The 24,275-nt window shown below is 66.2% G+C and carries 18 protein-coding genes; 10 read left to right on the top strand and 8 right to left on the bottom strand.

What is annotated here, in order from left to right:
* Positions 1-126: 126 nt before the first annotated feature.
* Entirely contained in the window at positions 127-762 is a 636-nt protein-coding gene (locus ACCQ13_RS20255) for a thymidine kinase (protein WP_159407876.1), read from the bottom strand.
* Positions 763-964: 202 nt separating this feature from the next.
* Here ACCQ13_RS20255 and rep point away from each other — a divergent pair, with 202 nt between their 5' ends.
* On the top strand, positions 965-2,941 hold the full coding sequence (gene rep, locus ACCQ13_RS20250) for a DNA helicase Rep (RefSeq protein WP_159407875.1): 1,977 nt from the start codon (positions 965-967) through the stop codon (positions 2,939-2,941).
* Between the two features lie 150 nt (positions 2,942-3,091).
* Entirely contained in the window at positions 3,092-3,628 is a 537-nt protein-coding gene (locus ACCQ13_RS20245) for a GNAT family N-acetyltransferase (RefSeq protein WP_104604786.1), read from the top strand.
* 137 nt (positions 3,629-3,765) lie between these two features.
* Here ACCQ13_RS20245 and ACCQ13_RS20240 read toward each other — a convergent pair whose 3' ends face one another.
* Positions 3,766-4,425, bottom strand: a complete 660-nt coding sequence (locus ACCQ13_RS20240; RefSeq protein WP_104604784.1) for a YceH family protein — start codon at positions 4,423-4,425, stop codon at positions 3,766-3,768.
* 210 nt (positions 4,426-4,635) lie between these two features.
* On the opposite strand from ACCQ13_RS20240, the gene ACCQ13_RS20235 reads away from it, so the two are divergent.
* Together ACCQ13_RS20235 and pyrF are read left to right on the top strand one after the other, a co-directional pair.
* Positions 4,636-5,568: an HAD family acid phosphatase gene (locus ACCQ13_RS20235; protein ID WP_104604782.1), complete on the top strand. Its 933-nt coding sequence runs from the start codon at positions 4,636-4,638 to the stop codon at positions 5,566-5,568.
* Complete coding sequence (gene pyrF, locus ACCQ13_RS20230) at positions 5,565-6,293, top strand: orotidine-5'-phosphate decarboxylase (RefSeq protein ID WP_104604780.1); 729 nt, start codon at positions 5,565-5,567, stop codon at positions 6,291-6,293. The genes ACCQ13_RS20235 and pyrF overlap by 4 nt, the downstream gene beginning before the upstream one ends.
* A gap of 341 nt (positions 6,294-6,634) precedes the next feature.
* On the opposite strand, the gene ACCQ13_RS20225 is transcribed toward pyrF, so the two are convergent.
* Positions 6,635-9,670, bottom strand: a complete 3,036-nt coding sequence (locus ACCQ13_RS20225; RefSeq protein ID WP_104604778.1) for a TonB-dependent receptor — start codon at positions 9,668-9,670, stop codon at positions 6,635-6,637.
* Between the two features lie 167 nt (positions 9,671-9,837).
* A complete protein-coding gene (locus tag ACCQ13_RS20220; RefSeq protein WP_104604776.1) occupies positions 9,838-10,890 on the bottom strand; it encodes a LacI family DNA-binding transcriptional regulator in 1,053 nt (350 codons plus the stop codon).
* A 405-nt stretch (positions 10,891-11,295) separates the two neighbouring features.
* On the opposite strand from ACCQ13_RS20220, the gene ACCQ13_RS20215 reads away from it, so the two are divergent.
* From ACCQ13_RS20215 to ACCQ13_RS20205, 3 genes are all read left to right on the top strand, one after another.
* Positions 11,296-12,261: a hypothetical protein gene (locus ACCQ13_RS20215; RefSeq protein ID WP_167526989.1), complete on the top strand. Its 966-nt coding sequence runs from the start codon at positions 11,296-11,298 to the stop codon at positions 12,259-12,261.
* On the top strand, positions 12,261-14,927 hold the full coding sequence (gene plsB, locus ACCQ13_RS20210) for a glycerol-3-phosphate 1-O-acyltransferase PlsB (RefSeq protein ID WP_104604772.1): 2,667 nt from the start codon (positions 12,261-12,263) through the stop codon (positions 14,925-14,927). The genes ACCQ13_RS20215 and plsB overlap by 1 nt, the downstream gene beginning before the upstream one ends.
* A 289-nt stretch (positions 14,928-15,216) precedes the next feature.
* On the top strand, positions 15,217-16,197 hold the full coding sequence (locus ACCQ13_RS20205) for a zinc-binding dehydrogenase (RefSeq protein ID WP_104604794.1): 981 nt from the start codon (positions 15,217-15,219) through the stop codon (positions 16,195-16,197).
* Positions 16,198-16,666: 469 nt separating this feature from the next.
* Here the strand turns inward: ACCQ13_RS20205 and ACCQ13_RS20200 are convergent, their stop codons facing one another.
* Positions 16,667-16,870 carry a YdcH family protein gene (locus ACCQ13_RS20200; RefSeq protein WP_167526988.1) on the bottom strand — a complete coding sequence of 68 codons (204 nt, stop codon included), beginning with the start codon at positions 16,868-16,870 and terminating at the stop codon, positions 16,667-16,669.
* A gap of 152 nt (positions 16,871-17,022) precedes the next feature.
* Between ACCQ13_RS20200 and ACCQ13_RS20195 the strand changes: the two genes are divergently transcribed.
* From ACCQ13_RS20195 to ACCQ13_RS20185, 3 genes are all read left to right on the top strand, one after another.
* Positions 17,023-17,595 carry a hypothetical protein gene (locus ACCQ13_RS20195; RefSeq protein ID WP_104604768.1) on the top strand — a complete coding sequence of 191 codons (573 nt, stop codon included), beginning with the start codon at positions 17,023-17,025 and terminating at the stop codon, positions 17,593-17,595.
* Positions 17,596-17,671: 76 nt separating this feature from the next.
* Positions 17,672-18,013, top strand: a complete 342-nt coding sequence (locus tag ACCQ13_RS20190; RefSeq protein ID WP_104604766.1) for a ribonuclease E inhibitor RraB — start codon at positions 17,672-17,674, stop codon at positions 18,011-18,013.
* A 63-nt stretch (positions 18,014-18,076) separates the two neighbouring features.
* Entirely contained in the window at positions 18,077-18,460 is a 384-nt protein-coding gene (locus ACCQ13_RS20185; RefSeq protein WP_104604764.1) for a YbjQ family protein, read from the top strand.
* A 131-nt stretch (positions 18,461-18,591) separates the two neighbouring features.
* On the opposite strand, the gene ACCQ13_RS20180 is transcribed toward ACCQ13_RS20185, so the two are convergent.
* The 3 genes from ACCQ13_RS20180 to ACCQ13_RS20170 all read right to left on the bottom strand — a co-directional run bounded on the left by ACCQ13_RS20180 (position 18,592) and on the right by ACCQ13_RS20170 (position 24,176).
* The gene (locus ACCQ13_RS20180) at positions 18,592-19,626 is read right to left on the bottom strand and encodes a glycoside hydrolase family 43 protein (protein ID WP_104604762.1); all 1,035 of its coding nucleotides are present in this window, start codon (positions 19,624-19,626) and stop codon (positions 18,592-18,594) included.
* A 30-nt stretch (positions 19,627-19,656) separates the two neighbouring features.
* Positions 19,657-21,147 (bottom strand): MFS transporter, encoded by a 1,491-nt coding sequence (locus ACCQ13_RS20175; protein ID WP_104604760.1) that lies wholly within the window; start codon positions 21,145-21,147, stop codon positions 19,657-19,659.
* A 98-nt stretch (positions 21,148-21,245) separates the two neighbouring features.
* A complete protein-coding gene (locus tag ACCQ13_RS20170; RefSeq protein ID WP_167526987.1) occupies positions 21,246-24,176 on the bottom strand; it encodes a TonB-dependent receptor in 2,931 nt (976 codons plus the stop codon).
* Between the last annotated feature and the right edge of the window lie 99 nt (positions 24,177-24,275).

The raw sequence follows: 24,275 nt of genomic DNA, 5'->3' as shown, positions 1-24,275 counted from the left end.
TCAACCGCATGTCCGCTTGGGTTTAGCACTGCCGATAAACCGTATAGGTGCAACAGACGCAGGCGTGGCGACCCGGCACGGCGGCACGCACCAGCAGCGCCGACGGCCTGGCCGTCAGGGCGGAAATCAGGTCTCGCCTGCGGGCAACGGCAAGGCGATCTGCAGCGGATCGATGCGGCCCTCGCCGCGCATGATCTTCTTGAACTCGGCGCGGCTGACCGACACGTAGCGTTCGTTGCCGCCAATCTCCACCTGCGGGCCGTCCTGCACCGCGTGGCCGTGCGCATCCACCCGCACGGTCATGGTGGCCTTGCTGCCGCTGTGGCAAATGGTCTTGATCTCTTCCAGTTCGTCGGCCCAGGCCAGCAGGAACTGGCTGCCTTCGAACAGCTCGCCGCGGAAATCGGTACGCAGGCCGTAGCACAGCACCGGGATGCGTAGCCGGTCGACCACCTCGCTCAATTGCCAGACCTGCGTGCGGCCAAGGAATTGCGCCTCGTCCACCAGCACGCAATGCAGCGGCCCGTCGGTGGCGATATCGCGTTCGACCAGCTGCTGCAATTCGGTGGTGCGGTCGAAGGTGCGCCCGTCCGCGCGCAGGCCGATCCGCGAGGCGACCACGCCGCTGCCGGCGCGGTGATCGAGCTTGGGCGTGAGGATCAGCGTGCGCATGCCGCGCTCGCGGTAGTTGTGTGCCGACTGCAGCAAGGTGGTGGTCTTGCCGGCATTCATCGCCGAATAGTAAAAGTAGAGCTTGGCCATGGCGTGATGTTACGGGCCGGGCGGCGGAATGCGGAAGACCGGCGCTGCCTGGCATGGTTGGCCGATGCTGCACCAGGACCGCGCCGTCGCGTTCCGCGAATGCGCTGCGGCAATCCTGGGCGCTTCCCGGCGCCACATGAACCCGCGCGCCGGCTAGCTGCTAGCCACCCCGGTACAATGGCGCGCTCTGTCGGAAGCCTCTATGCACGGTCTCAATCCCCCGCAAAGCGCCGCAGTGCTGCACGGCGAAGGTCCCTTGTTGGTGCTGGCCGGTGCCGGCAGCGGCAAGACGCGCGTGATCGTGGAGAAGATCGCGCACCTGATCGCCACCGGGCGCTACCCGGCCAAGCGCATCGCCGCGATCACCTTCACCAACAAATCGGCCAAGGAAATGCGCGAGCGTGTGGCCAAGCGCATCCGCGGCGATGGTGCCGATGGCCTGACCATCTGCACCTTCCACGCACTGGGACTGAAGTTCCTGCAGATCGAACATGCTGCCGTCGGCCTGAAGCGCGGGTTTTCGATCTTCGATTCGGACGATGCCGCCGCGCAGATCAAGGACCTGATGCATGGCGCCAAGCCCGATGCGATCGAGGACGCCAAGAACCTGATCTCGCGCGCCAAGAACGCCGGGCTATCGCCGGAGCAGGCGATGGCGGCGGCGCGCAGCAACCGCGAAAAAGAAGCCGCCAGCCTGTACGAGCGCTACCAGGCGCGGCTGACCACCTTCAACGCGGTGGACTTCGACGATCTGATCCGCCTGCCGGTGCAGATCCTGGAAGCCAACGAAGAGATCGTACTGGGCTGGCGCGAACGCATCGGCTACCTGCTGGTGGACGAATGCCAGGACACCAACGATGCGCAGTACCGGCTGCTGAAGATGCTGGCCGGCCCGCGTGGCAACTTCACCTGCGTGGGCGACGACGACCAGAGCATCTACGCCTGGCGCGGCGCCAACCCGGAAAACCTGCAGCAGATGGGGCGCGACTATCCGGCGCTGGAAATCATCAAGCTGGAGCAGAACTATCGTTGTTCCAACCGCGTGCTGCGCGCGGCCAACGCCTTGATCGCGCACAACCCGCACGAGCATCTGAAGACGTTGTGGAGCGACCAGGCCGACGGCGAGCGTATTCGCGTGTGGGAATGCCGCGACAGCGAGCACGAGGCGGAAAAGGTGGCCGCCGAGATTTCGTTCCTGGGCACCGCCAAGCAGGTGCCGTGGAGCGATTTCTGCATCCTGTTCCGCGGCAATTTCCAATCGCGGCCGCTGGAAAAAGCGCTGCAGTTGTTGCGGGTGCCGTATCACCTGACCGGCGGCACCGCGTTCCTGGAGCGACAGGAGGTCAAGGACCTGTTGTCGTGGCTGCGCCTGATCGTCAACCCGGACGATGACGCCGCCTTCCTGCGTGCGGTGCAGTCGCCCAAGCGCGAAGTGGGGGCGACCTCGCTGGCGCGACTGGCCGAGCTTGCCAGCGGCAAGTCGGTGCCGATGTCGCGTGCGGCCGAGTCGATGGGCGCGTTGCAGCAGCTGCCGCCGCGTGCGGCCAACGGCCTGAGCGCGTTCACCGACATCCTGCGCGAGATGCGCCAGCACGCGACCAGCATGCCGGCGGGCGAACTGGTGCGCATGCTGGCCGACAAGTCCGGCCTGCTCAACGACCTGCGCAACCAGTCCAAGGACGAAACCGGCTTCCAGCGCCGCAAGCGCAACCTGGACGAATTGGCCGAGTGGTTCGAAGGTGGGCCGCGCGGGGCCAGCGCCGGCGATCTGGCCGCGCAGCTGGCGCTGCTGTCGCGCAACGACAAGGACGATGGCGGCAACCAGGTGCGCATGATGACCATGCATGCGTCCAAGGGCCTGGAATTCCGCTATGTGTTCATCGTTGGCTGCGAAGACGGCGTGCTGCCGCACGAAGTCAGCCTGGAAGAAGGCAATCTGCAGGAAGAGCGCCGCCTGTTGTACGTGGGCATCACCCGCGCCAAGCAGCAGTTGTGGATGAGCTACAGCAAGCTGACGCGCAAGTTCGGCGAGCATGTGCGGTTGAAGCCGAGCCGGTTCTTCGACGAGATTCCCGCAGCGGAGCTGCAGCGCGATGGTGCCGACCCGGTGGCCGATGCCGAACGCAAGAAGGAACGCGCCAGCGCGGGCCTGGCGGCGATCCAGGCGCTGTTCGACTGAGCACTGGCCGTGCAGGTGGATCGGCCGCACGCGCAGTGCACTGCGCCCGCCATCACTGCGGCATCTGCAACGCCACCATGCGTGCTGCAATCAGGCTTGTCAGGGCCGTTCCTGCGCGGCAGTCTGCGGCTTGCGACATAGGAGCGCGCCGTGACCGTCATCCTGGAAACCGCACGACTGCGCTTGCGCCTGCTCGATCCCGACGGCGATGCCGAGGCGATGCTGGCGCTGGTCAACGATCCTGCCTTCATCGCCGGCATCGGCGACCGTGGTCTGCGCACCCGCGCGCAGGCGCGCGCGCATCTGCGCGACTGGGCGCAGGCCCATCAGCAACAACACGGTTTCGCGCACTGGGCGCTGGAGACGCGGGACGGCGCCACGTTCCTGGGCACCTTGGGCTTGCTGTGCCGCGAAACCTTGCCGGTGCCGCATCTGGGTTTTGCGCTGTTGCCCGCGCATCGCGGCAAGGGCTATGTCAGCGAAGCCGGGCGCGCGGTGCTGGTGCATGCGCGCAAGGCACTGGGGTTGACGCGGCTGTGCGCGATCGTCTCGCCAGGCAATGCGGAATCGATCCGCGCGCTGGAAGCGCTCGGGCTCCGTTATGAGGGCCTGCGGGTGCTGAGTGCCGGCACCGAAGCCGTGGCGTACTACACGATCGAGCTTGACCCGGGTAGCGTGCACCGCTGAGCGGGGTCGCCTGCGCTTGCCCGCGTTTCGATGGTGTCGGACACCGGTAGGCGGTGGTTGGGTGCGGCCCATCGCACGTCGCGCGGATCTGCCGCGCCCGGCCGCGCCATCGGCGGCCAAGCGACTTACCGGCGCGATCACTCGCCCAGGCGGGTGTGCAACTCGGCCAGTTGCGCACGCAGGTCCTGCAGCTGTTCTTCCAGCACCTGCACGCGCGTTTCCAGCTCGCTGCTGTCGGCGCCGCCGCGCGCTGCCGGTGCGGCGCGCGCAGCGGCCGCCTGCAAGGCTTCCAGATCCAATGCACCGCTGAGCAGATGTGCGTAACGGTCCTCGCGCTGGCCGCCGGCGCGCGGCAGTTGCGCGGCCAGGCCGCGCTGGACCAGCCGTTCCAGATGATGACGCACATCGTCGGCATCGTTGAAACGCGCCAGCCGCTCGCTGCGCGTGTGCAGCTCGCCCAACGTCTGCGGCCCGCGCAACAGCAGCAGGCCGATCAACGCCACCTGCTGGCGGGTCAGGTCCAGCACGCTGCCCAGCCTGTGCTCGTAGCGTTCGGCGCGCGAGGAGAATTGCTGGCGCACCAGCCCCAGCGTTTCGAGCTGGCGCAGCGCGTGATGGACAACGCCGGTCTGCAGCGTCAGTACCGGTTCGCGGGCGGTCTTCTGGTTGGCGGCCACCTGGGCGGCGTTGACGGTGAGCGGGTAGGCGTCCGGGGTGGTCGCTTCCTTCTCGATCAGGCAGCCCAGTACGCGGGCCTGGGCGGTATCGAGCACGGGGATGGACGATGTCTCTGTCATGCGGCAGCTCCTGGGCAATCAGCGGGGAAGCATATGCCGATCCGTCGCCGGCATGCGGCGGCGCAGCGCGACAAGGTGGGGCCATGCCCATCCACGGCATGCGGCGCATGGGGTGTCTGCATCGCATCGGGAGTGCTGGCGTGGGAGCACTGCGGCGCGAACCCGTTAAAATCATCGGCTTCCTTGCCGTTCTGTCTCCTGGTGGCTGTCATGCGCTTCCCGTCCTATGCACCGCTGTCCCTGATCGCCTGCACCGCGCTGGCCTTGAGCGCCTGCAAGCCCGGTGACAAGGCGCCGCCTGCCGCAGTAGCTACCGATGCCGCCAGCGCGGCGGCCACCCAGCCGGCAGCACCGGCCACTGCCCTGCCAGCCGGCGACGACAACCTCAACGCGGTGCTGTGGATGCAGCGCTCGGAGGAATACCGCGCCGTGGCCGAGCAGACCTACCGCGCGGCGGCCGACACGCTGGACGCCGCGCTCAAGCAGCCCAACTGGGACGCGCTGGTGCCCGAAGAACGCGCCAATGCCGCCATCGGCCTGAAGCCGGCAGTGGTGCTGGACGTGGACGAGACCGTGCTGGACAACTCGCCGTACCAGGCGCGGTTGCTGCGCGAGGGCAAGGAATACGACGAGCTGAGCTGGGACCAGTGGGTGGCCGAGAAGAAGGCCAAGCCGATTCCCGGCGTGGTGGATTTCGCCAAGGCGGCCAACGCGCGCGGTATCACCTTGATCTACATCTCCAACCGCGCGGTGCATCTGAAGGACGCCACGCTGGCCAACCTGCGCAGCGCCGGCCTGCCGGTGGCCGACGACAGCGTGTTCCTGGGCCTGGGCACGGTGGTGCCCGGCTGCGAGCAGACCGGCAGCGAGAAGAATTGCCGCCGCCAGCTGGCCGGGCGGCAATACCGCGTGCTGATGCAGTTCGGCGACCAGCTGGGCGACTTCGTGCAGGTGAGTGCCAATACCGGGCAGGCCCGTGGCGCGCTGCTGCAGCAGTACCACGACTGGTTCGGCGAGCGCTGGTGGATGCTGCCCAACCCCAGCTATGGCGGCTGGGAGCCGGCGCAGTTCAACAACGATTATTCGCAACCCTGGCAGACCCGCCACGACGCCAAGCGCGCCGCCCTGGAGCTTGCCCGATGAGCCGCCCCCTGTTAGCCCTGGCCGCGCACGAGCGGCTGATCTTCGCGCTGGATGTGCCCGGCCATGACGAGGCCATCGCCTGGGTGGAGCGCCTGGGCGAGTCGGTGTCCTTCTACAAGATCGGCATGGAGCTGCTGGCCTCCGGCGAGTATTTTCATGTGCTCGATGCGCTGGCCAGGCGCAACAAGCGGGTGTTCGTGGACCTGAAGTTCTTCGATATTCCCGCCACCGTGGCCGGCACCATCGCCCGGCTGTCGCAGTGGCCGGTGAGCTATTGCACCGTGCACGGCTGGCATGCCGGCATGTTGCAGGCCGCCGCCGAGGCCAACCGGGGCGACATGCGCCTGCTGGCAGTGACCGTGCTGACTTCGATGGGCCGCCCGGACCTGGCCGCAATGGGCATCGACCGCGCACCGGTGGAGGTGGTGGTGGAGCGCGCGCTGGCCGCGCAGGCGGCCGGCATCGACGGGGTGATCGCCTCCGGCCAGGAAGCCGGCCCGATCCGCCGCGCCACCGGCCCGGCATTTTCGATCGTCTGCCCTGGCATCCGTCCCGGCGGGCCGGTCGGCGACGACCAGCAGCGCACCGTGGGCGTGGCGCAGGCCTTTACTGATGGCGCCGATGCGATTGTCGTCGGCCGCCCGATCCGCCTGGCCAGCGATCCGGCCGCTGCGGCCGCCGCCATCCAGGCGGAGATTCGTTCTGCAACCTCGCATCGTCCCTGAAAGGATGCGACCACTTTTTCTGAATAGAATCAGTCAGATAAGTAGTAACAATTAAAGTGTTGCCTTAACGTTAAATCTGGTTAGCATGCCGCGTCCGATGTCAGTCGGAAGCTGTGCCACGCATTGTCTGCCGGGGTTTCCCGGCTTTTGAAGGGATCGGTCCGTGTGGCCTATCCTTTTTTTTGCGCATCGGTGCACTGCGGTGTGCGGCAGCGGAACAGCGCCAACGGCCATGTCTCAGGCGCGCCCCGCGCGTGCCTTGCTCGCCGGTGACAGCCTCCGCTGCCACCCCGGATGGCGTATCCGGGATGACAACGGACCGAGGTGGGTGCCGGCTTCGGTCACCAGATGATGCGTGCGCTCAGGAACAGGCTGCGCGGCGGGGTGGACATGGAGCCGTATTGGTTGATGTCCACACGCGGGCTGTAGACCCCACCCTGGCCCCAGTCGATGGCGTACTGGTCGTAGTTGCGGAAGTTCAAGGCGTTGATCAGATCGCCGCGCACCTGCACGGTCACCGCATCGGTGACCTGCATGTCCTTGGACAGCGACAGGTCCAGCTGGCGGGTGCCGAAGATGTCCCCGCCGGCCAGGAACTTGCCGCCCGGTGCATCCACCGACACCACGCGGATGTTGTTGGAGGGCGGGCCGCCGTACAGGTCGTAGGACACCGCTTCGTTGCGCGGCGGTACCGTGGCCAGGGTCAGCTTGGCCGAGGCACTGATCCCCCAGAACAGGTCGTAGATGCCGGTGACCACCAGGCGATGGCGCGGCACCGAGTTCAAATCCAGGAACGGATAGTCGGCGATGGTGGCGGCATCGAAGCCGTACTGTTCATCGTTGCCACGGTTGCCGCGTGCGCGCGAGAACGTGTAGGCCGCCGTCAGGCCCCAGCCGCTTTCCTTGGTATAGGCCTTGTCGGTGGACAGCAGCAGCTGCGTGGTCTTGGTTTCCACGCCGTTGTTGCCGATGATGAGCGAGCCGAATCCCGGCGGCGGCTGTAGCCACGGCTGGCCGCCGTTCTGGAAGAAATCGCCATTCGGGTAGCGGTTGCCCAGGGTGAGGATCAGCCCGTCCTTGCTGTGGATATACGACACCGTGGCCGAGTTGCTCCACTCGCCCACGCGGGTGCGCAGGCCCAACGAATATTGGTCCGAATACGGGGTTTTCAGGTCGTTGTTGAGCAGGTCGATTTCGCCGTTGCGCACCCGTGCATCGACCAGCCCGCCCAGGCTGTCCGGGTTGCTGATGAACGCCGGGTTGAAGTTGGTGCAGGTGCCTGGCGCTGGCGTGCAGTCGGAGGATTCGACGAAGCGGACGGTGTATTGCGCCAGCGCCGACTTGACCTGTTCCAGGCCCATGATGTCGAACAGGTTGCGGTCGAAGCTGCGCCCGGCGCCGCCGAACAGCACCAGCGATTCGTCGCCACGGAAATCGTAGGAAAAGCCCAGGCGCGGGGCGAAGTTGTTGTTGTCCTGCTTGCGATTGCGGCCGTTGCTGAGGTAGTCGTTGATGTTGACCCCGCCCTTGGCCAGTTGCTCGGCGTAGGTGGCGCTCACCGCCGGGTCTGTACCGGGACCATTCAAGGCGGCCACCACTTCCGGCGGGGTCACATTGTCCAGGTAGGACGGGATCTTCTCGCCGTCCCAACGCACGCCCAGGTTCAACTGCAGCTTGTCGTTGACGTCCCAATCGTCCTGGATATACAGACCCAGTTGCTTGCTGCTGGTGGTCACCGACGGTGCGGCACCGGCAAACGGCAGGTTGAAGCGCACCTGGTACGGAATCGCCGCAGTGCCCTGGCCATCGTTGACCGCGTAGAAGAACGACGGGTTGACGGTGGAATTCTCGCTCTGGGTCAGCTCCACTTCCTTGTACTTCACGCCCATCTTGATGACGTGGCTGCCGTGCCAGTCGATGCTGTTGAAGGTCAGATCGTTCTGGAAGCTGGGGCCTTTTTGCCCCTTGCGCTGGATCGCCAGGCCACTGGTGGCGCCGTCGTTGATGAGCACATCGTTCTCGGCGATGCCGCGCGTGTACACGCTTTGGCTGCCGATGGTGGAGGCGGTCGGATTGAACAGCACGTCCTCGTAGGAGATGCGCGCCTCGTTGACGTAGGTTTCGCCGAAATGCTGCCAACGCAGGTCGTAGCGTTCTTCGGAGTTGAGGTTGATCTTGGCGGCGATGGCGGTGTTGCGATCGCCCACGCTGTCGCGGCTTTCCTCGTCGCGGACCTTGGCGGTCAGCTCCAGGCGGTCGTTGTCGCCGATGTCCCAGTCGATCTTGCCGAAGTACAGGTCTTCGTTGAACGGTCGGGTGACCGACCCCAGACGGCTCTGCACGCTGGCCGGCAGGTCGTCGCTCAGCACGCTGAAGTTGTCGGGCACCGACACCGGGCTGGCCGAGACTTCGAAGCCCTTGCCTTCGTAGCTGAAGAAGAAATGCGCCTTGTCCTTGACGATGGGGCCGCTGAGCGCGAAGCCATATTCGTCCTGGTGGGTCTGGCGCTTGTTGCCGTCGGCGTTGGGCGCACCGGCGCGCTCGTCGGGCTGGCGCGCGCGGAAATCGGTGTTGGTGGTGCGCCCGAAGATCTCGCCGTGGAACTCGTTGCCGCCGGACTTGGTGGAGGCCACGATCGCCGCCGAACCCACCTGGTCGAACTCGGCCTTGTAGTTGGAGGTGATGACCTTGTACTCGCCGATCGCCAGCTGCGGGAACGGGTTGCCCGCGCTCTGCTGCTGGCCGGACACGCCGCCGAACAGATAGCTCTTCTGGCCCACGCCGTCGATATAGACATTCACCGCCGAGCTGGCCTGCGCGCCGCCGCGGATGCGGCTATTGCCGTTGGAATCAGTCTCGAACTGCATGCCCGGCACGGTGTCGGCAAACTCCAGGAAGTTGCGCGTCAGCTGCGGCACGGTGCTGATCTGCTTGAGCGAGATGTTGGTGCCCACTTCGGAGGTCTTGACCTCCTGCAACGTGGTGGCGGTGACCCGCACCGCGTCCAGCGTGGTGGCATCGCCTGCCGGTGCGGTGGCCGTCGCCGTGCCGCCGCCCAGGTCCAGGCTGACCGAGGAGGCCACCGACAGCGTCACCGTCCGCTCGGTGCCCGGGCCGGCTTCGACCTTGTAGGTGCCCGGCGGCAGGCCGACCAGCGCATAGGTGCCATCCGGTCCCGTGGCGACCCGGCGCACGGCACCGCTGGCGACATTGGTGGCGGTCACGGTGGTGCCGGCCTGTGCGGCGGCGACCTGGCCACGCAAGGTGGCATTGCTGGATTGGGCCATGGCCGGAGACGCTGCCAGCAGCGAGGCGGCCAGGGCGCAGCACAACAGGCTGCGCGCCGGCAAGGTGGAGACGGTGCGATGGGTCTTCATGACATTCCCCCTCCCAGGGGTGAGGCGCGTACCGGCGAAGGGGTCGGCGTGGCGCAGGTGGTGCGTTGCTTCAAGGTCGGCAGAGCGACGGCAGGCAGGCGATAGGCGTTATAAAAAACACAAGAAACCGCAAAGAATTCGTGAAGATGCGACGGCGCGCGATGCTTTCAGCCTCTGGGCGCGGTGCGTGGCGCACTGGACGCGCGCACGATCAGCTCCGGAACCATCTCCGAGCGCGCCGGTGGCGCGGCCTCCGCCGGCACTGGCGGCGCATCGACCAGTTGCTGGCCCAGCAGCAACCGCAGCGCACGTGCGCCCAGCCCGGCAATATCCACCCGCATGGTGGTCAATGCCGGCAGCACGTAGCGCGCCATCGGCACGTCGTCGAAACCGGCCAGGGCGATGTCCTGCGGTACCTTGAGCCCGGCATGGCCGAGCGCGAACAGGCAGCCCAGCGCCATCATGTCGTTGGCGGCGAACACCGCGTCCGGGCGGGCGTCCTGCGCCAGGGTCTGGCCGGCGCGATACCCGGATGCCTCGTCGAAATTGCCCGGCAGCACCCACGGTTGCGCCTGCGGGTCCAGCGCCAGCTCGTCGCGATAGCCGCGCAGGCGTTCGTGCGCATCGAAGTTGTCGTCCGGGCCGGCGATGAACGCAATGCGGCCATGGCCGCTGTCGCGCAGATGGCGGGTCATCACCCGCGCGCCGCCGTAATTGTCCACGTTGAGCAGCGGCCGCTGGCCGTTGCTGCCGGCACAGTTGAGCAGGACCGCCGGCAGCCCGCCGGGCAGCGCCTCGGCGTAAACGTCCGACTCGCCCAGCGACGGCGACATCAGCAGCACCCCATCCACGCGCCCGGGCAGGCGCTCCAGCGCCCGGCGCTGCGCCTGCGGGTCGCCGTGCGAGCTGGACACCAGCAGGTGGTAGCCCTGCTCCCGCGCCACCTGGTCGATGCCACGGATCAATTCGGAAAAAAATTCGCCATGCAGGTCCGGCAACACCACCCCGATGGTGTGGGTACGGCGGCTGCTCAGGCTGCGCGCGGCGTGGTGCGGGATGTAGTTGAGGCTGCGCGCCACCTGCAGCACGCGTTCGCGGACCGACTCGGCCACATGCTGGTGGCCATTCATGGTGCGCGACACCGTGGCAACCGAGACCTGCGCCTGGCGCGCGACGTCCTTGATGGTGACGCTAGTGCTCTCCGAGCGTGGTCGGCTCATGGCATGACCTTGGACAAGACAATGCGCATCCTGCCGCGTGCCGGAGTTGGACGCACGTGACGCAGACGCAGGGCGTTCGGGGGAAACAGGCACATGCATGACATCGGCACCATCCGATGGCGGCCTCGAAGCGAGATGGCGCGCACGCTAGCAGGAACTGCAAGCGCTTACATGATGCATTGCACAATCAGGCGAGTCCTTGCGGCGCAAGGCTTCCGCTGGAGTAGGTGGACAAAGTTGTCCGAACGAGACAGCGTCCAGACAGTGTTGGCCATCGGTCGCTGCTGCCATGGCCTGTGGATGTCGCCACCAACGAACCGATCCCGGTCCCCCGGGGCCGCGCGCCTTGCCGCCAGTGGCGCCAGCCAGCAAGATGCGCCGACCGATCAGGGGAACATCGTGCGCATGCCGTCACTCACCGTCCGCGCAGGCCGGTTCCAGCCCGTCGCCTGGGCGCTGCTCGTCGCCTTGGGCATGGGCGGCTGCCAGCGCCAGGAGCCGCCCATGGCCCTGCCCGGCGCCAACGCCGAACCGGCCGCGGCGATGCAGGCGATGACCGTCCCGTTGCGCCGCAACGATCTGGTCGCCTATGCGCGGATCCGGGTCACGCCCGCGCAGTACACCCAGCTGGACGCGGCCTGGCGCAGCGGTGCCAGCCGCTGGCCGCTGACCGAACTGCCGCTGCCCAATGAGATGGGCACGCTGCTGGGGGCCTTGTCGGCGCCCGACGCCGAGCGCCGCCTGCAGCAGGCCTTCGACGCGCAACTGGCCGGGCAGGCGCAGGGCATCGCGAAGGCCGCGCAGTCGCTGGGCCAGTTCGGCGTGCAGTACCTGCGCAGTCGCAACGACTACCAACCCGAGCAGCGCGCCCACTACATGCAACTGGTCGATGCCCTGAGCGCCTGGGCCGCCAGCGCGCCGCTGGCCGACCGCCCGCGCGCCAAGGCCAGTATCGCCGAGCTAGTGGCTGCCGCCCGCGCCACCGGCATCACCTCCGACGCGGATCTGCAACGCCTGGGCATGGAAGAGAGCCTGCGCCGGCTCGGGCCGTTCTGGGCGGTGTGCAAGAAGGTGCTGGAACGCTATGGCCTGTCGATCGATGGCAGCCTGGATGCCTTGCGCACCGGGTTGGTCACGCAGGACGGCGAGCAGGCCCAGGTGCGGTTGCGCTATCGGCTGGCCGCACGCGACATCGACCTGACCGTGGCGCTGGTCAAACGCGACGGCCACTGGTACCAGCAGCAGACCCAGGAGGAAGTGGCGGCACTGTTGCGTACGCCGCCGGTGGCGGACCTACCCGCAGCCACGGCAAGCCCCGACGCCCCGCCGGCGCCGTCGGCAAATGCCGGGCAGCGCCCGGCTGGGCGATAATGACCGCGATGCCAGAACAAAACCCCCTGCCGTTTCCCGACGGCCAGCCCGCCCCGCCCACCGCCGATGCCGCCACGCCTGGCGGTGCCTCGCCGTTGCCGACCGCCAGCCCCGTGCCTCCGGAGGTGTCGGCCGCCGCCGCGGCGCTGGCGCCGGCCAGCCCGCGCCCAAGCAAGCGGCCGTGGTGGGCGCGCCTGCTCGGGCGCCTGGCCGACCCCTGGCTGAGTCTGACCATCGAGCCGGATCAGCCCGGCCGCTACGACGACGGCCGGTCGGTGGTGTACGTGCTGGAAGACTATGGGCTGTCGAGTGCCTTGATCCTGGACAAGGCCTGCCGCGAGGCCGGCCTGCCCTCGCCGTTGGTGCCGCTGCCGGGCGACCCGCTGGAACGTAAGCGCGCCTACCTGGCGCTGTCGCGGCGCAGCAGCAGCAATTCGCTGATTCCCGAACAGCGCGGCGGCAAGACCCATTCCGACTCGCTGGCCAAGCTGTTGCAGGCCCATCGCGTGCGTGCCGACCTGGACGTGCAACTGGTGCCGGTGTCGATCTTCGTGGGCCGCGCGCCGGACAAGCAGAGCGGCTGGTTCGCGGTGCTGTTCTCGGAGAACTGGGCGCTGGTGGGCCGCTTCCGCCGCCTGCTGGCGGTGTTGCTCAACGGCCGTACCACCATCGTGCGCTTCGCCCCGCCGATCTCGCTGCGCCAGACCATGGCCGAGGGGTTGCCGCCCGAGCGCACCTTGCGCAAGTTGCAGCGCGTACTGCGCACCCACTTCCGGCGCATCCGCGAGGCCGTGATCGGGCCGGACCTGTCCACCCGCCGCCTGCTGGTGGACCAGGTGCTGGCCGCCGACTCGGTGCGCGAGGCCATCGCCACCCAGGCCAAGCGCGATAACTCCAAACCGGTCGATGCCTGGCGCAAGGCGCATGCCTATGCCTGGGAGATCGCCGCCGACTATTCCAGCCCGGTGGTGCGCTCGGCCAGCTTCCTGCTCACCCATGTGTGGAACCGCATCTACGCCGGCGTGCTGGTGCACCACCTGGACAAGCTCAAACAGGCCGCGCCCGGGCATGAAGTGGTCTACGTGCCCAGCCACCGCAGCCACATGGATTACCTGTTGCTGAGCTACCTGCTGTACGAACGCGGCATCGTGCCGCCGCACATCGTGGCCGGCATCAACCTCAACCTGCCGGTGGTGGGCACGCTGCTGCGCAAGGGCGGCGCGTTCTTCATCCGCCGCAGCATCCGCGGCAACGCGCTGTATTCGGCGGTGCTCAGCGAATACGTTGCCCAGCTGGTGGCCGGCGGCTATTCGATCGAATACTTCGTCGAAGGCGGGCGCTCGCGCACCGGGCGGCTGCTGCAGCCCAAGGGCGGTATGATCGCGATGACGCTGCGCGCCTACCTGCGCCAGCCACGCAAGCCGGTGCTGTTCCAGCCGGTGTACATCGGCTACGAGAAGCTGATGGAGGGCAATAGCTACCTGGACGAACTCACCGGCCGGCCCAAGGAAAAGGAATCCATCTGGGGCCTGCTGTGGTCCATTCCCAAGGTGCTCAAGCAGAACTACGGCCAGGTGGTGGTGAACTTCGGCGAGCCGATCGCGCTCAACGACGTGCTGGCCAGGCACGCTCCGGACTGGGATGGGCAACCGGTACCCGAGGACGAAAAACCCACCTGGCTGGCACCGGCGGTGGATACCTTGTCCACCCAGATCCAGACCCGCATCAACTGCGCCGCTGACGTCAATCCGATCAACCTGCTGGCGCTGGCGCTGCTATCCACGCCCAAGCACGCGATGGGCGAGGCCGACCTGATCGCGCAGATCGAGCTCTGCAAGAAGCTGCTGGCGGAAATGCCGTATTCGGACCGCGTCACCGTCACCCCGCACACCCCGGCGCGCATCATCACCCATGCCGAAGAGATCAATGTATTGACGCGAGTGTCGCATCCGTTGGGCGATGTGCTCAGCGTCAGCGGCGATACTGCGGTGTTGCTGAGCTACTTCCGCAACAACGTGCTGCACCTGTTCACCGCGTCCTCGTGGGTGGCGTGCTGCTTCCAGAACAACCGCCGCATGAGCCGCGCCGGGCTGATCCGCCTGGGCCGCACGGTGTACCCGTTCCTGCAGGCCGAGCTGTTCCTGCCGTGGAGCGAAGACCGCTTTGCCGAGCGCATCGAACAGACCATCGAGATGTTCGTACGCGAGGGCCTGCTGCTCAACGTCACCGACGACGATGGCGGCATCCTGGCGCGCAACACCGGACAGACCGATGAAGTGTTCCGGCTGCGCGCCATCGGTCATTCGCTGCAGCAGGCGTTCGAGCGTTATTACATCGCCATTTCGGTGCTGGTGAAGAACGGTCCCGGCGTCCTCGGTGCCGGCGAACTGGAGAGCCTGTGCCAGCAGGCCGCGCAGCGTCTGAGCCTGTTGTACGCCCCGGCCGCCCCGGAGTTCTTCGACAAGACCCTGTTCCGCAGCTTCATCCAGAAACTGCGCGAGCTGCGCCTGGTTTGGCCGGACGAGAACAGCAAGTTGTTGTTCGACGAGCGGCTGGATGCATGGGCCAAGGATGCCAAGTTCATCCTCGGCCGCGAGCTGCGCCACACCATCGAACGGGTCAGCCCGGCGGCGGTGAAGCCGGACGTGGTGTTGCCGCCGGAGTGAGGTGGCCGCACTGCAGTGAGGCTTAGGAGCACTGCGGCATCCTTCTCCCATCGGGAAAAGGTGGCGCGTAGCGCCGGATGAAGGGGCGGTTGCAGCCACCATTGCACCCTGCAGCGCAGTGATCTTCATCACGGTGGCGTGCGTTTCGTCCTTCGGGATCTTGCACGGCTTTCACACAATGGTTGCGGTCGTTTCATCAGCCGCTTGCGGTGTTCTCGTTAACATCGCAGCCCCTTTCACTGTGATCGGCGAGGCGCTGCACCACGGGCGCTGCCGACAGGAAACCTTCATGCGCGCAGCTATCCATACCCAATTCGGCGATCCCGCCAAGGTGCTCGAGCTTGGCGAACGCCCGGTACCGCAGCCCGGCAAGGGCCAGGTCCGCATCGCCATGCGGCGCTCGCCGATCCACAACCACGACCTGTGGACCGTGCGCGGCAACTACGGCTACAAGCCGGCGCTGCCCGCGATCGGCGGCAGTGAGGGTTCCGGTGTCGTCGATGCGCTGGGCGAGGGCGTGGACGGCCTGCAGGTTGGCCAGCGCGTGGTCGCGGCCGGGGTGCACGAGAGCTGGGCCGAGTACTTCCTCGCCGCCGCCTCCGGCGTGGTGCCGCTGCCCGATGCGCTGGACGATGACCGCGGCTGCCAGCTGATCGCCATGCCGTTGAGCGCGCTGATGCTGATCGAATTCCTGCGCGTGGGCAAAGGCGACTGGATCGTGCAGAACACCGCCAACGGTGCCGTCGGCAAGACCGTCGCCATGCTGGCCGCCACCCGCGGCATCAACGTCGTCAACCTGGTGCGCCGCGACGCCGGTGTCGAAGAATTGAAGGCGCTGGGCATCGGCAATGCCGTGTCCACCGCCAAGGACGGCTGGCAGGCCCAGGTGCGCGCGCTGGCCGGTGATGCGCCCATCGTCCGCGGCATCGACTCGGTGGCCGGCGCCGCTGCCGGCGAGCTGCTTGGCCTGTTGGCCGAAGGTGGCGAGCTGGTGTCCTTCGGCTCGATGACCGGCGAGTCGCTGCAGATTTCCAGCGGCGATGTGATCTTCAAGCAGGCCACCGTGCGCGGCTTCTGGGGTAGCAAGGTCATGGCCGCCACTCCACCCGAGGACAAGCGCCGCATGATCGGCGAACTGCTCAAGGCGGCTCTGGACGGCAGCCTGGCGCTGCCCGTTGAAGCGGTGTTCGACCTGGAAGACGCCGCCCAGGCCGCTGCAGCAAGCGCCGAGCCGGGCCGTCGCGGCAAGATCTTGCTGCGCGCAGGCTGAGTAGCTGTAGCCATCGCTGACAGCCTGATTCATGCCATCGCGATCACATGCTGCCACTTCGCAGACCCAGCAGTCAGCCCGCTCGCAATACTTGTAGGAGCGCCCCCGGGCGCGAGGGCCTTCCCGTGAAAGCCCCGTCGCGCCCAGGTGCGCTCCTACAGGGAGCAAGGACCATGCATACCGCCCGGTTCTTGCTGCCAGGCACGCGGGATCGCTGCCGACAGTCACGGCGTGCAGCCTGCCAAGCCGGTTCATGCCCCCGCCTGGACGATCGCGATCACATGCTGTGAATTCGCAGACCCAGGCAGGCGGTCCTTGTAGGAGCGCACCTGGGCGCGAGGGCCTTCCCGTGAAAGCCCCATCGCGCCCAGGTGCGCTCCTACAGGGGGCGAGGACCGCGCCGCCCAACCCAGCGCCTGCGCGCTACGGTCTGTCAGGCGCTCCAAGCAAGCCCAAGCGCAAGGCGACCTCACGCCGGCTCGTCGGGCACCAGCTCCATCTCCAGCCGCGTGATGCAGTCCTTGAGATGCAGCTTGCGCTTCTTCAAGCGCTTCATCTGCAGCTCGTCCTCCATGTTCGCAGGCACGCGCTGGATCTCCTCGTCCAACGCGCGGTGTGCACGTCGCAACTCGGCGATCTGCTCGACGATCTCGGCGGGTGAAAGAGTGTCCACGCCCCGAGCATACACAACCCCGGGCGGTGCGCGTCACCCGCGCTTGCCAAGTGGCCGGAGGCTGCGACAATGCTCGCGCGGCGTCGGGGAAACGGCGACGCCTTAGCCATCACTGCCGTGCGGCCCCGGCCGTCGAGAAAGGAGTCCTCCCGATGCGTTTGCGTACTTCCCTGCTGGCCCTGGGCCTGCTGACAGCTTCCGACCTGGCGAGCGCCGCCGACGTGACCAAGTACGACGGCTTCCTGTGCTGCAATCTGCGCACCGACGGCAGCTGGATCAGCGACAGCAATTACGTCGAAGACGGCAAGCACCTGCTCCCGGTCGGTACGCCGGTCAGCGTCACCGGCTTTGGCCGCAACCGCGTCAACCTGAAGATTGCCGGTGAAAAGCAGTCCATCGGCAACGACTACAGCCGCGACCTGGACAACACCGCCTTCGCCGCCCGCTACGTCGTCACCGCCGACCCCAAGCTCAAGCTCGCCACCTTCCCGCCCAAGATCCGCCAGGCCATCAATGAGGGCAAGCTCACCGGCGGCATGACCCGCGAGCAGGTCATCATGGCCGTCGGCTACCCGATCAGCAGCGAGAACCCCAATCTGGACGCCTCGCTGTGGCGTTACTGGCGCGACAGCTTCTCCGAGTACCAGGTGCAGTTCGGCCCCAGTGGCAAGCTGGTCAAGGTGACGGCGAACCCGCAGTTGATGAATTTGGTGTGGGTGCCGTAGTGCTGCTGGATTGTCGGCCAGACAGTCGCCATCCTGGCGTTCTTGGCCGGGCCGGCCGTCACTCACCAAGCGCGCCATGCAGCGAGATTTGACCCTCCATCCCAAGGACGACAACGGCGACACCCTCTGGCACATCGCGCAGCAGGGAGTGGATCTTTCCAGGACCCGCGAAATCGCCTTTTCGGTCGTGTTTCCCACCAAGGAGGCGGCACTGGAGTTCTCGGTGGCCATGCTCCGCTGCGAGCAGAAGGTGTGCTGCCGCTATTACCCGGAAAACACTGCCTTCCCCATGGACGTCACCGTGTATCCGACCATGGTTGCCACCTACAAGGCGATCGTGGCGTTCGAAGAGGAGCTGGCGTTACAGGCAATGCCCTTGGGCGGCTATAACGATGGTTGGGAATTCTCGGAGCAGTAAAATGCATCTATGCCTCCGGAGAAGAAACGCCAGTGCGTTGTCATCCTATCGGGAGATGCGTTCGTGACAAATCCATACGACTCTTCGCCGATCCACGCGTCGCTCTTGTCGCTCAACGACAGTATGGTGACCACGGCATTTGAACTGCCGGGCTACCAGATCGTTCGCAACCTGGGGTTGGTGCGCGGCATCACCGTGAGGTCGCGTTCCATCGTGGGGAATTTCTTTGGCAGCCTGCAAACACTGTTCGGCGGCAACATCACCATATACACCGAACTGTGCGAGCAGGCCCGCTCGGAAACCTATCGCGATATGGTGCAACATGCCAGGCAGCTGGGTGGTAATGCCGTCATCGCAGTGCGCTATGACGCCACCGAGTTGATGGCAGGTCTGACCGAGGTGCTGTGTTATGGAACCGCAGTGGTCGTGGAGCCTGATCGCAGCTGATCCAGCATTGTATCGTCGTACTGACGAAGGACTCTCACGCGCATCTACTCACGCGGTTCTCTGCTGAGGCGAAGCGCTAATGGAATGCAAGATGCTCCTGCTCCGTGGCGCGTAGGCCTAGCTGTCGCCGCTCACCAAGGCGACACCGCCTGCTCCCCATACGGATAAATCGTGGCGATCGTCCCATCGGCGTCATGCTGCAGCGGTGTCATCTTGATGCTGCGTAGGTGAGTCTGGCCCTGCGACAGGCTGGCATCGTGATAGAACAGGTACCACTGGCCATCGACGTTGCAGATGGAGTGGTGCGTGGTCCAGCCGATCACCGGTGCCAGCAGCACGCCTTGATAGGTGAACGGGCCGTAGGGCGTCTCGCTGGTGGCGTAGCAGATCAGGTGGGTGTCGCCGGTGGAATACGACAGGTAATAGCGACCGGCGTGGTGATGCATCCAGGGGCCTTCGAAGAAGCGGCGGGCGTGGTCGTCGGCGCGTAGCGGGCTGCCGTGTTCGTCCAGGATCACCACCTCGCGGGTGGGCTCGGCCAACTGCAGCATGTCCTCACGCAGGCGGCCGACGCGTGGGCCGAGCGCGGGCGCTGTGCCTTCGGGTTCCTGGTGGGTCTGCGCGTAGCCGTTGTCGCGGTAGTGCTGCAGCTGGCCGCCCCAGATGCCGCCGAAATACAGGTAATGCTCGCCATCGGCGTCGCCGAACACGGCCGGGTCGATGGAGTAGCTGCCGGCGATCGGTTGCGGTTGTGCGGTGAACGGGCCTTGCGGGCCGTCGCCTACCGCTACGCCGATCTGGAAGATGCCATCGGCGCGTTTGGCCGGGAAATACAGGTAGGTCTTGCCGTTGCGCTGCGCGGCATCCGGTGCCCACATCTGACGCTGTGCCCAAGGCACGTCGCGTACGTGCAGGACCTGCCCCAGGTCTTCCACAGGCGCGTGCGGATGCGCCATGCGAAAGACGTGGTAGTCCTCCATGCAGAAGTGCGAGCCGTCGTCGCTGAAGGCAACGCCGGCATCGATGTCGTGCGAGGGGTAGATGTACAGCGCGCCGTCGAACACATGTGCGGAAGGGTCGGCTGTATAAATGTGGCTGACCAGCGGTGCGGAAATGGCGGTGCGCGCCAGCGCCTGCAGGGTGGCGGCTTGCAGTTCATCGGACATGCGCGTACCTGTGCATGAGGGGGAGGGAAGTCATTGGCCCACTGTCGGCAGCGCCGCCTGGCGGCGTGCGTCCAGTTCGCGTTCGATACGGGATTCCAGGGGCTTGTCGATCTCGTACAGCGCCAATAGCGCGGTGCTGAGCAGGAACGGCAGGGAGGCATACACACTGATGGCCAGGCGGATGCCATCGTTCACGGCGGCGCTTTGCTGCGCCAACGCGGCGTCGTAGCCGTACCAGGCCAGGATGCCGGCGACCAGCGCGCCACCGATGCTCAGGCCGATCTTCAGGCCACACAACATCGCCGAGAAGATGATCGCAGTGGCGCGGCGGTGGTTCTTCCATTCCGAGTAGTCGGCCACATCGGCGATCATCGCCCACAGCAGCGGAATGGTGATGCCGTAGAAGAAGCCGTGCAGCACGTAGGAGCCGAACACCCAGCCGATGGCGGTGGGCGGGTAGACGTAGAACGCCAGCAGGAACAGCGTGGAGATCAGCAGCGCACCACCGAACACGTTGCGCTTGCCATGGCGGTCGGCCAGGCGCTTGGAACAGCCGATGCCCGCGATCATGGCCATGATGCCACCGGCACTGAACACGCTGAAGGCCGAGGTGGGAGCGTCCTGCGGCCAGTGCAGCGCCGTCATGCCGGCACTGGTGAGCACGCCGTTGATGCCGCCAATGAAGCGATTGAAGCCGGCGTTGTCGAGAAACTGCGCCAGCGCGCTGGCATCCAGGGTGTACTTGAAGTAATAGATGTACATCCCGCCCTTCATGGCGAGATTGATGAAGACCAGGATGGTCAGCGCCAGCATCACCAGCCAGGGCTTGTTGCGGAGCAGATCGGTCAGGTCCTGGCGCACGCTGCTGCGCTGCTCGCTGATGGGCCGCACGCGCTCGCGGGTGGTGAAGAAGGTGATGAGAAAACACAGCGTGCCGACGGCAGCGAACAACGCCATGGTGTTACGGAAGCCCTGCGCCTTGTCGCCATTGCCCAGGATCAGCACCAAGGGCAGCAGCAGCACCTGGATCACGAACTGCGCCAGCGTCACGGCCAGAAAGCGGTAAGCCGACAGGCTGTTGCGCTGCTCCATGCTGCCGGTGAGCACGCCGCTCAGTGCCGAATACGGCAGGTTGTTGGCCACGTACACCAGCATCAACAAGGTGTAGGTGGCGAAGGCGTAAGTGATCTTGCCCTGCTCGCCAAGCGCCGGTGTATTGAAGGCGGCCAGCGACAAGGCACCGAACGGCAGCGCCGTCCACAGGATCCACGGACGGAACTTGCCCCAGCGCGTGCGGGTGCGGTCGGCCAGGATGCCGATGACGGGAGTGAACACGAATGCGCCCAGCAGGCCGACCACGAAGATCAACGTGGCCGCTGCGCTGGCGGGAATGCGGAACACGTCGGTGTAGAAGAACGCCAGGAACGTCACCAGCGTCTGGAAGATCAGGTTGGCGGCCAGGTCGCCCAGGCTGTAGCCGATCTTTTCGCGTAGTGACAGCGGGGAAGACGCAGTGTTCATGAGGTCGGGCGGACTCGAAGAGTGCTGCGGAAAGCGCCGCGGCGCGCGCTTGCCCGCCGGTTGCAGGACATGTCACCAACAACCGGCGGGCACAGCACTCAGAAGGTACCGCGGATGCCGAGCATGACGGTGCGCCCGGGCTGGTACAGGTCGTAGGTGGCGTTGGGCCAGGCGTAGGTGGTGCGCAGCGGCTCGTCGGTGATGTTGGTGACGTTGAGGGTGAGCTGCGGCTTGGAGGGCAACCAGTCCAGCGCGTAGCTGGCCGACAGATCCAGCTGGCCGCGTGCGTCGGCATTGAGGCGCGCGTACGGGATGCCGTTCTGGTTGGCACCGGAGATCACCATGTCGTCGTTCCAGGTGTAGGACAGGCGCACCGAGGCGGCGTTCTTCTCCCAGTACACGGTGCCGTTCCACAGGTTCGGCGCCACGCCCACCGCCACTGCCGGGATGCCTTCGCCTTCGGAGGATTGGGTGACGTGCGTGTAGTTCACGCTGAAGCCCAGGCCGTCGATGAGCTTGTCCAGCGGCTGCACCCAGATCGCTTCGGTGCCGCGGATATTGAGCACGCCGTCGGCATTGACCTGGGTCTGCACGTCCACCGTGGCGGCGTTCGGGCCGCCGCGCTGGTCCAACCCGGCTTGCTGGATCGGCAGCAGACTCTCGTACGGCACGCCCAGGTCGTTGAAGGGAATGCGCCGCACGCCGTTGACGGTGAAGCCGCTGATGCGCTTGTTGAACAGGGTCAGGCCGACATAGCCTTCGCCACCGGTGTACCACTCGCCGCCGAAGTCCACGTTCGTGGACAGGTACGGTGCCAGGTTCGGATTGCCCTGCGTGGCGGTCTGCGCAGACGGGTCGCTGAAGTTGGTGTTGGGCAACATCGCGCTCGGGTCCGGGCGGGTGAGCGTGCGCGAACTGGACAGGCGCAGCACCACGTTGTCGGCCACGTCCCAGGCGGCATTGAACGAAGGCAGGGTTTCCTTGTAGTCCGAATCGAGCACCTGCACGCGGCGAATGCCGTTGATGGTGACCGGGCCGGTGATGGTCTGGTCGGTGGTCACGTAACGCACACCGGCATTGAAGCGCAGCGTGCGGTTCCACACTTCGGTTTCGGCATTGGTTTCGATGTAGAAACCCAGGTTCTTCTCGCGGATGCCGCCGGCCGAGGCACCGGTGTTGGCGGAGTTGGTTTCCGGCGCGGAGTCGCGCAACGGGTAATAATTGGTGTCGCGCAGGAAGCGGTCGAAATCGGCCGTGATGAAGCCATCCGGGCCAGGCCGCAGATACGTCGCCAGTACTGCGCTGGGCACGGCCGAGCCAGGGCCGCCGTTGCACACGTTACCGCCATCGCCACGGCACACCACCCGCTCCCAGGCGATGCTGTTGTCGAAGCCGCGGATGGTGCGTTCGGCCTGGTCGTAGGCCGCGCCGATCTTGATGTTGCGCTTGTCCTCGCCGAACTGCAGGTCGGCACGCGCACCGCGTGTTTGCGTGATGCGCTTTTCGTTCTGGATATTGACCCGGCCACCGGTCCAGCCCCAGCCCAGGTTGGGGTCGTTGAGATCCAGCGGGCTGCTGATCGAGGGGCGGTCGCCGCCTTCGTTGCGATAGTCGACGGTGGTGAACGGCGAGGTCACCAGGATGCTGGGCGATTCGCGATCCAGCCAGCTGCGCGTGGCATTGGCCTGCACGTTGAGCTTGATGTCCTGCTCGGCGCCGAACAGCAGCTCGGCACCGGGATTGACGCTCCAGAACTTGACCTCTTCGCGGTACGGGCGTGCCTCCAGAAAGTACTGCGCATTGGCGAAGGTGGCACTGGTGACCACGTTGTTCTGGTCCAGCTGCATGCCCAGCGGAATCATGTTGCCGTTGCGGCCGATCAGATTCATGCTGATCCGCTCGGTGGTGCGCTTGGCTTCGGAATATAGCGTGTCCAAGTAGAAATGCAGGCTGTCGGAGGGGCGCCATTCCAGCGACATCACCGAGGCATCGCGGTTGCGATCACCGCTCATGTACACGTCGCGGCCCAGCCGCGGGATCAGTGCATCGCTGATCTGGGCGATGCTCAGGCCCGGGTTGCGTGCCAGCAGCCAGGCCGCATCGATGGTCTCACCGGTGGTCAGGCCGCTGCCGGCAGTGGCCGGCACGCGGTCGGGAATGCGCCAGTTACCGCCGCCGTTGACGTTGCAGGCCGCCGGCTGATTGGTGGCCGGCGTGCCTGCGGGCGGGGTGAGTCCGCATTGGGTATAGGTCAGGCCCGGGTTGGTCCAGCCCACGCTCTCGAAGCCGCGCACGCCCAGCTTGCTGCGCACCGAGGCCACCCCGAACAACGCGCCAAAGGTGCCTTCCTCATTGGTCCAGCTACCCATGAAGGCGCCGCGCGGGGTGGTCTTCTCGCTGGTGCTGTTCCAGTCGGCCTGCGCCTGATAGGTGAAATGCACGCCGGGGCGATCGAACGGGCGCGCGCTGCGCATGTCCACCACACCGGAGACGCCGCCTTCGAGCATGCTGGCGGTAGGAGTCTTGCTGACGGTGAGCTGGGTGAAGAACTCGGTGGGGAACAGGTTCAGATCGACTTCGCGGTTTTGGTTCTGCGCGTTCAGGCCGATCGAGGCGGTGGCGATGCTGGAGCCGTTGAGCGTGGTCTTGGTGAAGCTGGTGCCCAGGCCGCGGATGGCGATGTTGAGGCCTTCGCCATTGACGTCGCGCGCCAGCTGCACGCCGGGAATGCGGTTGAGCGACTCGGCGATGTTCATGTCCGGAAACTTGCCGATGTCTTCGGCGAATACGGTGTCGGCGAAACCGACCGAATCGCGCTTGGCATCGGTGGAGAACTGGATGCTGCGGCGGTAGCCGGAAACGGTGACGGTATCGAGCTGGGTCACCGCGTCGCTGTTGCCGGCCGGGTCCGGCGGCGGTGGCGCAGTGGCGGCATCGGTGGACTGGGCCCAGGCGACGCTGCTGGCCATGCCCAGCAAGATGGATCCCAACGCGCAGGACAACGCGGTTTGTGCGTAGCTGTTCTTCACCGTAATCCCTTCCCTAACAGGTGAGCAGATGTCCCACGCATCGCCCCGGCGCAGGGAGTGCCGCTGCCGGGAATCGGCGCGGCGATGGTGCGGTGGGGA

This window comes from Xanthomonas sp. NCPPB 1638 (genome assembly GCF_041475635.2).
GTDB classification, from domain to species: Bacteria; Pseudomonadota; Gammaproteobacteria; order Xanthomonadales; family Xanthomonadaceae; genus Xanthomonas; species Xanthomonas cucurbitae.
The sequence above is the reverse complement of the archived record's forward strand: the minus strand, read 5'-3'. Positions and strand labels throughout refer to the sequence as shown.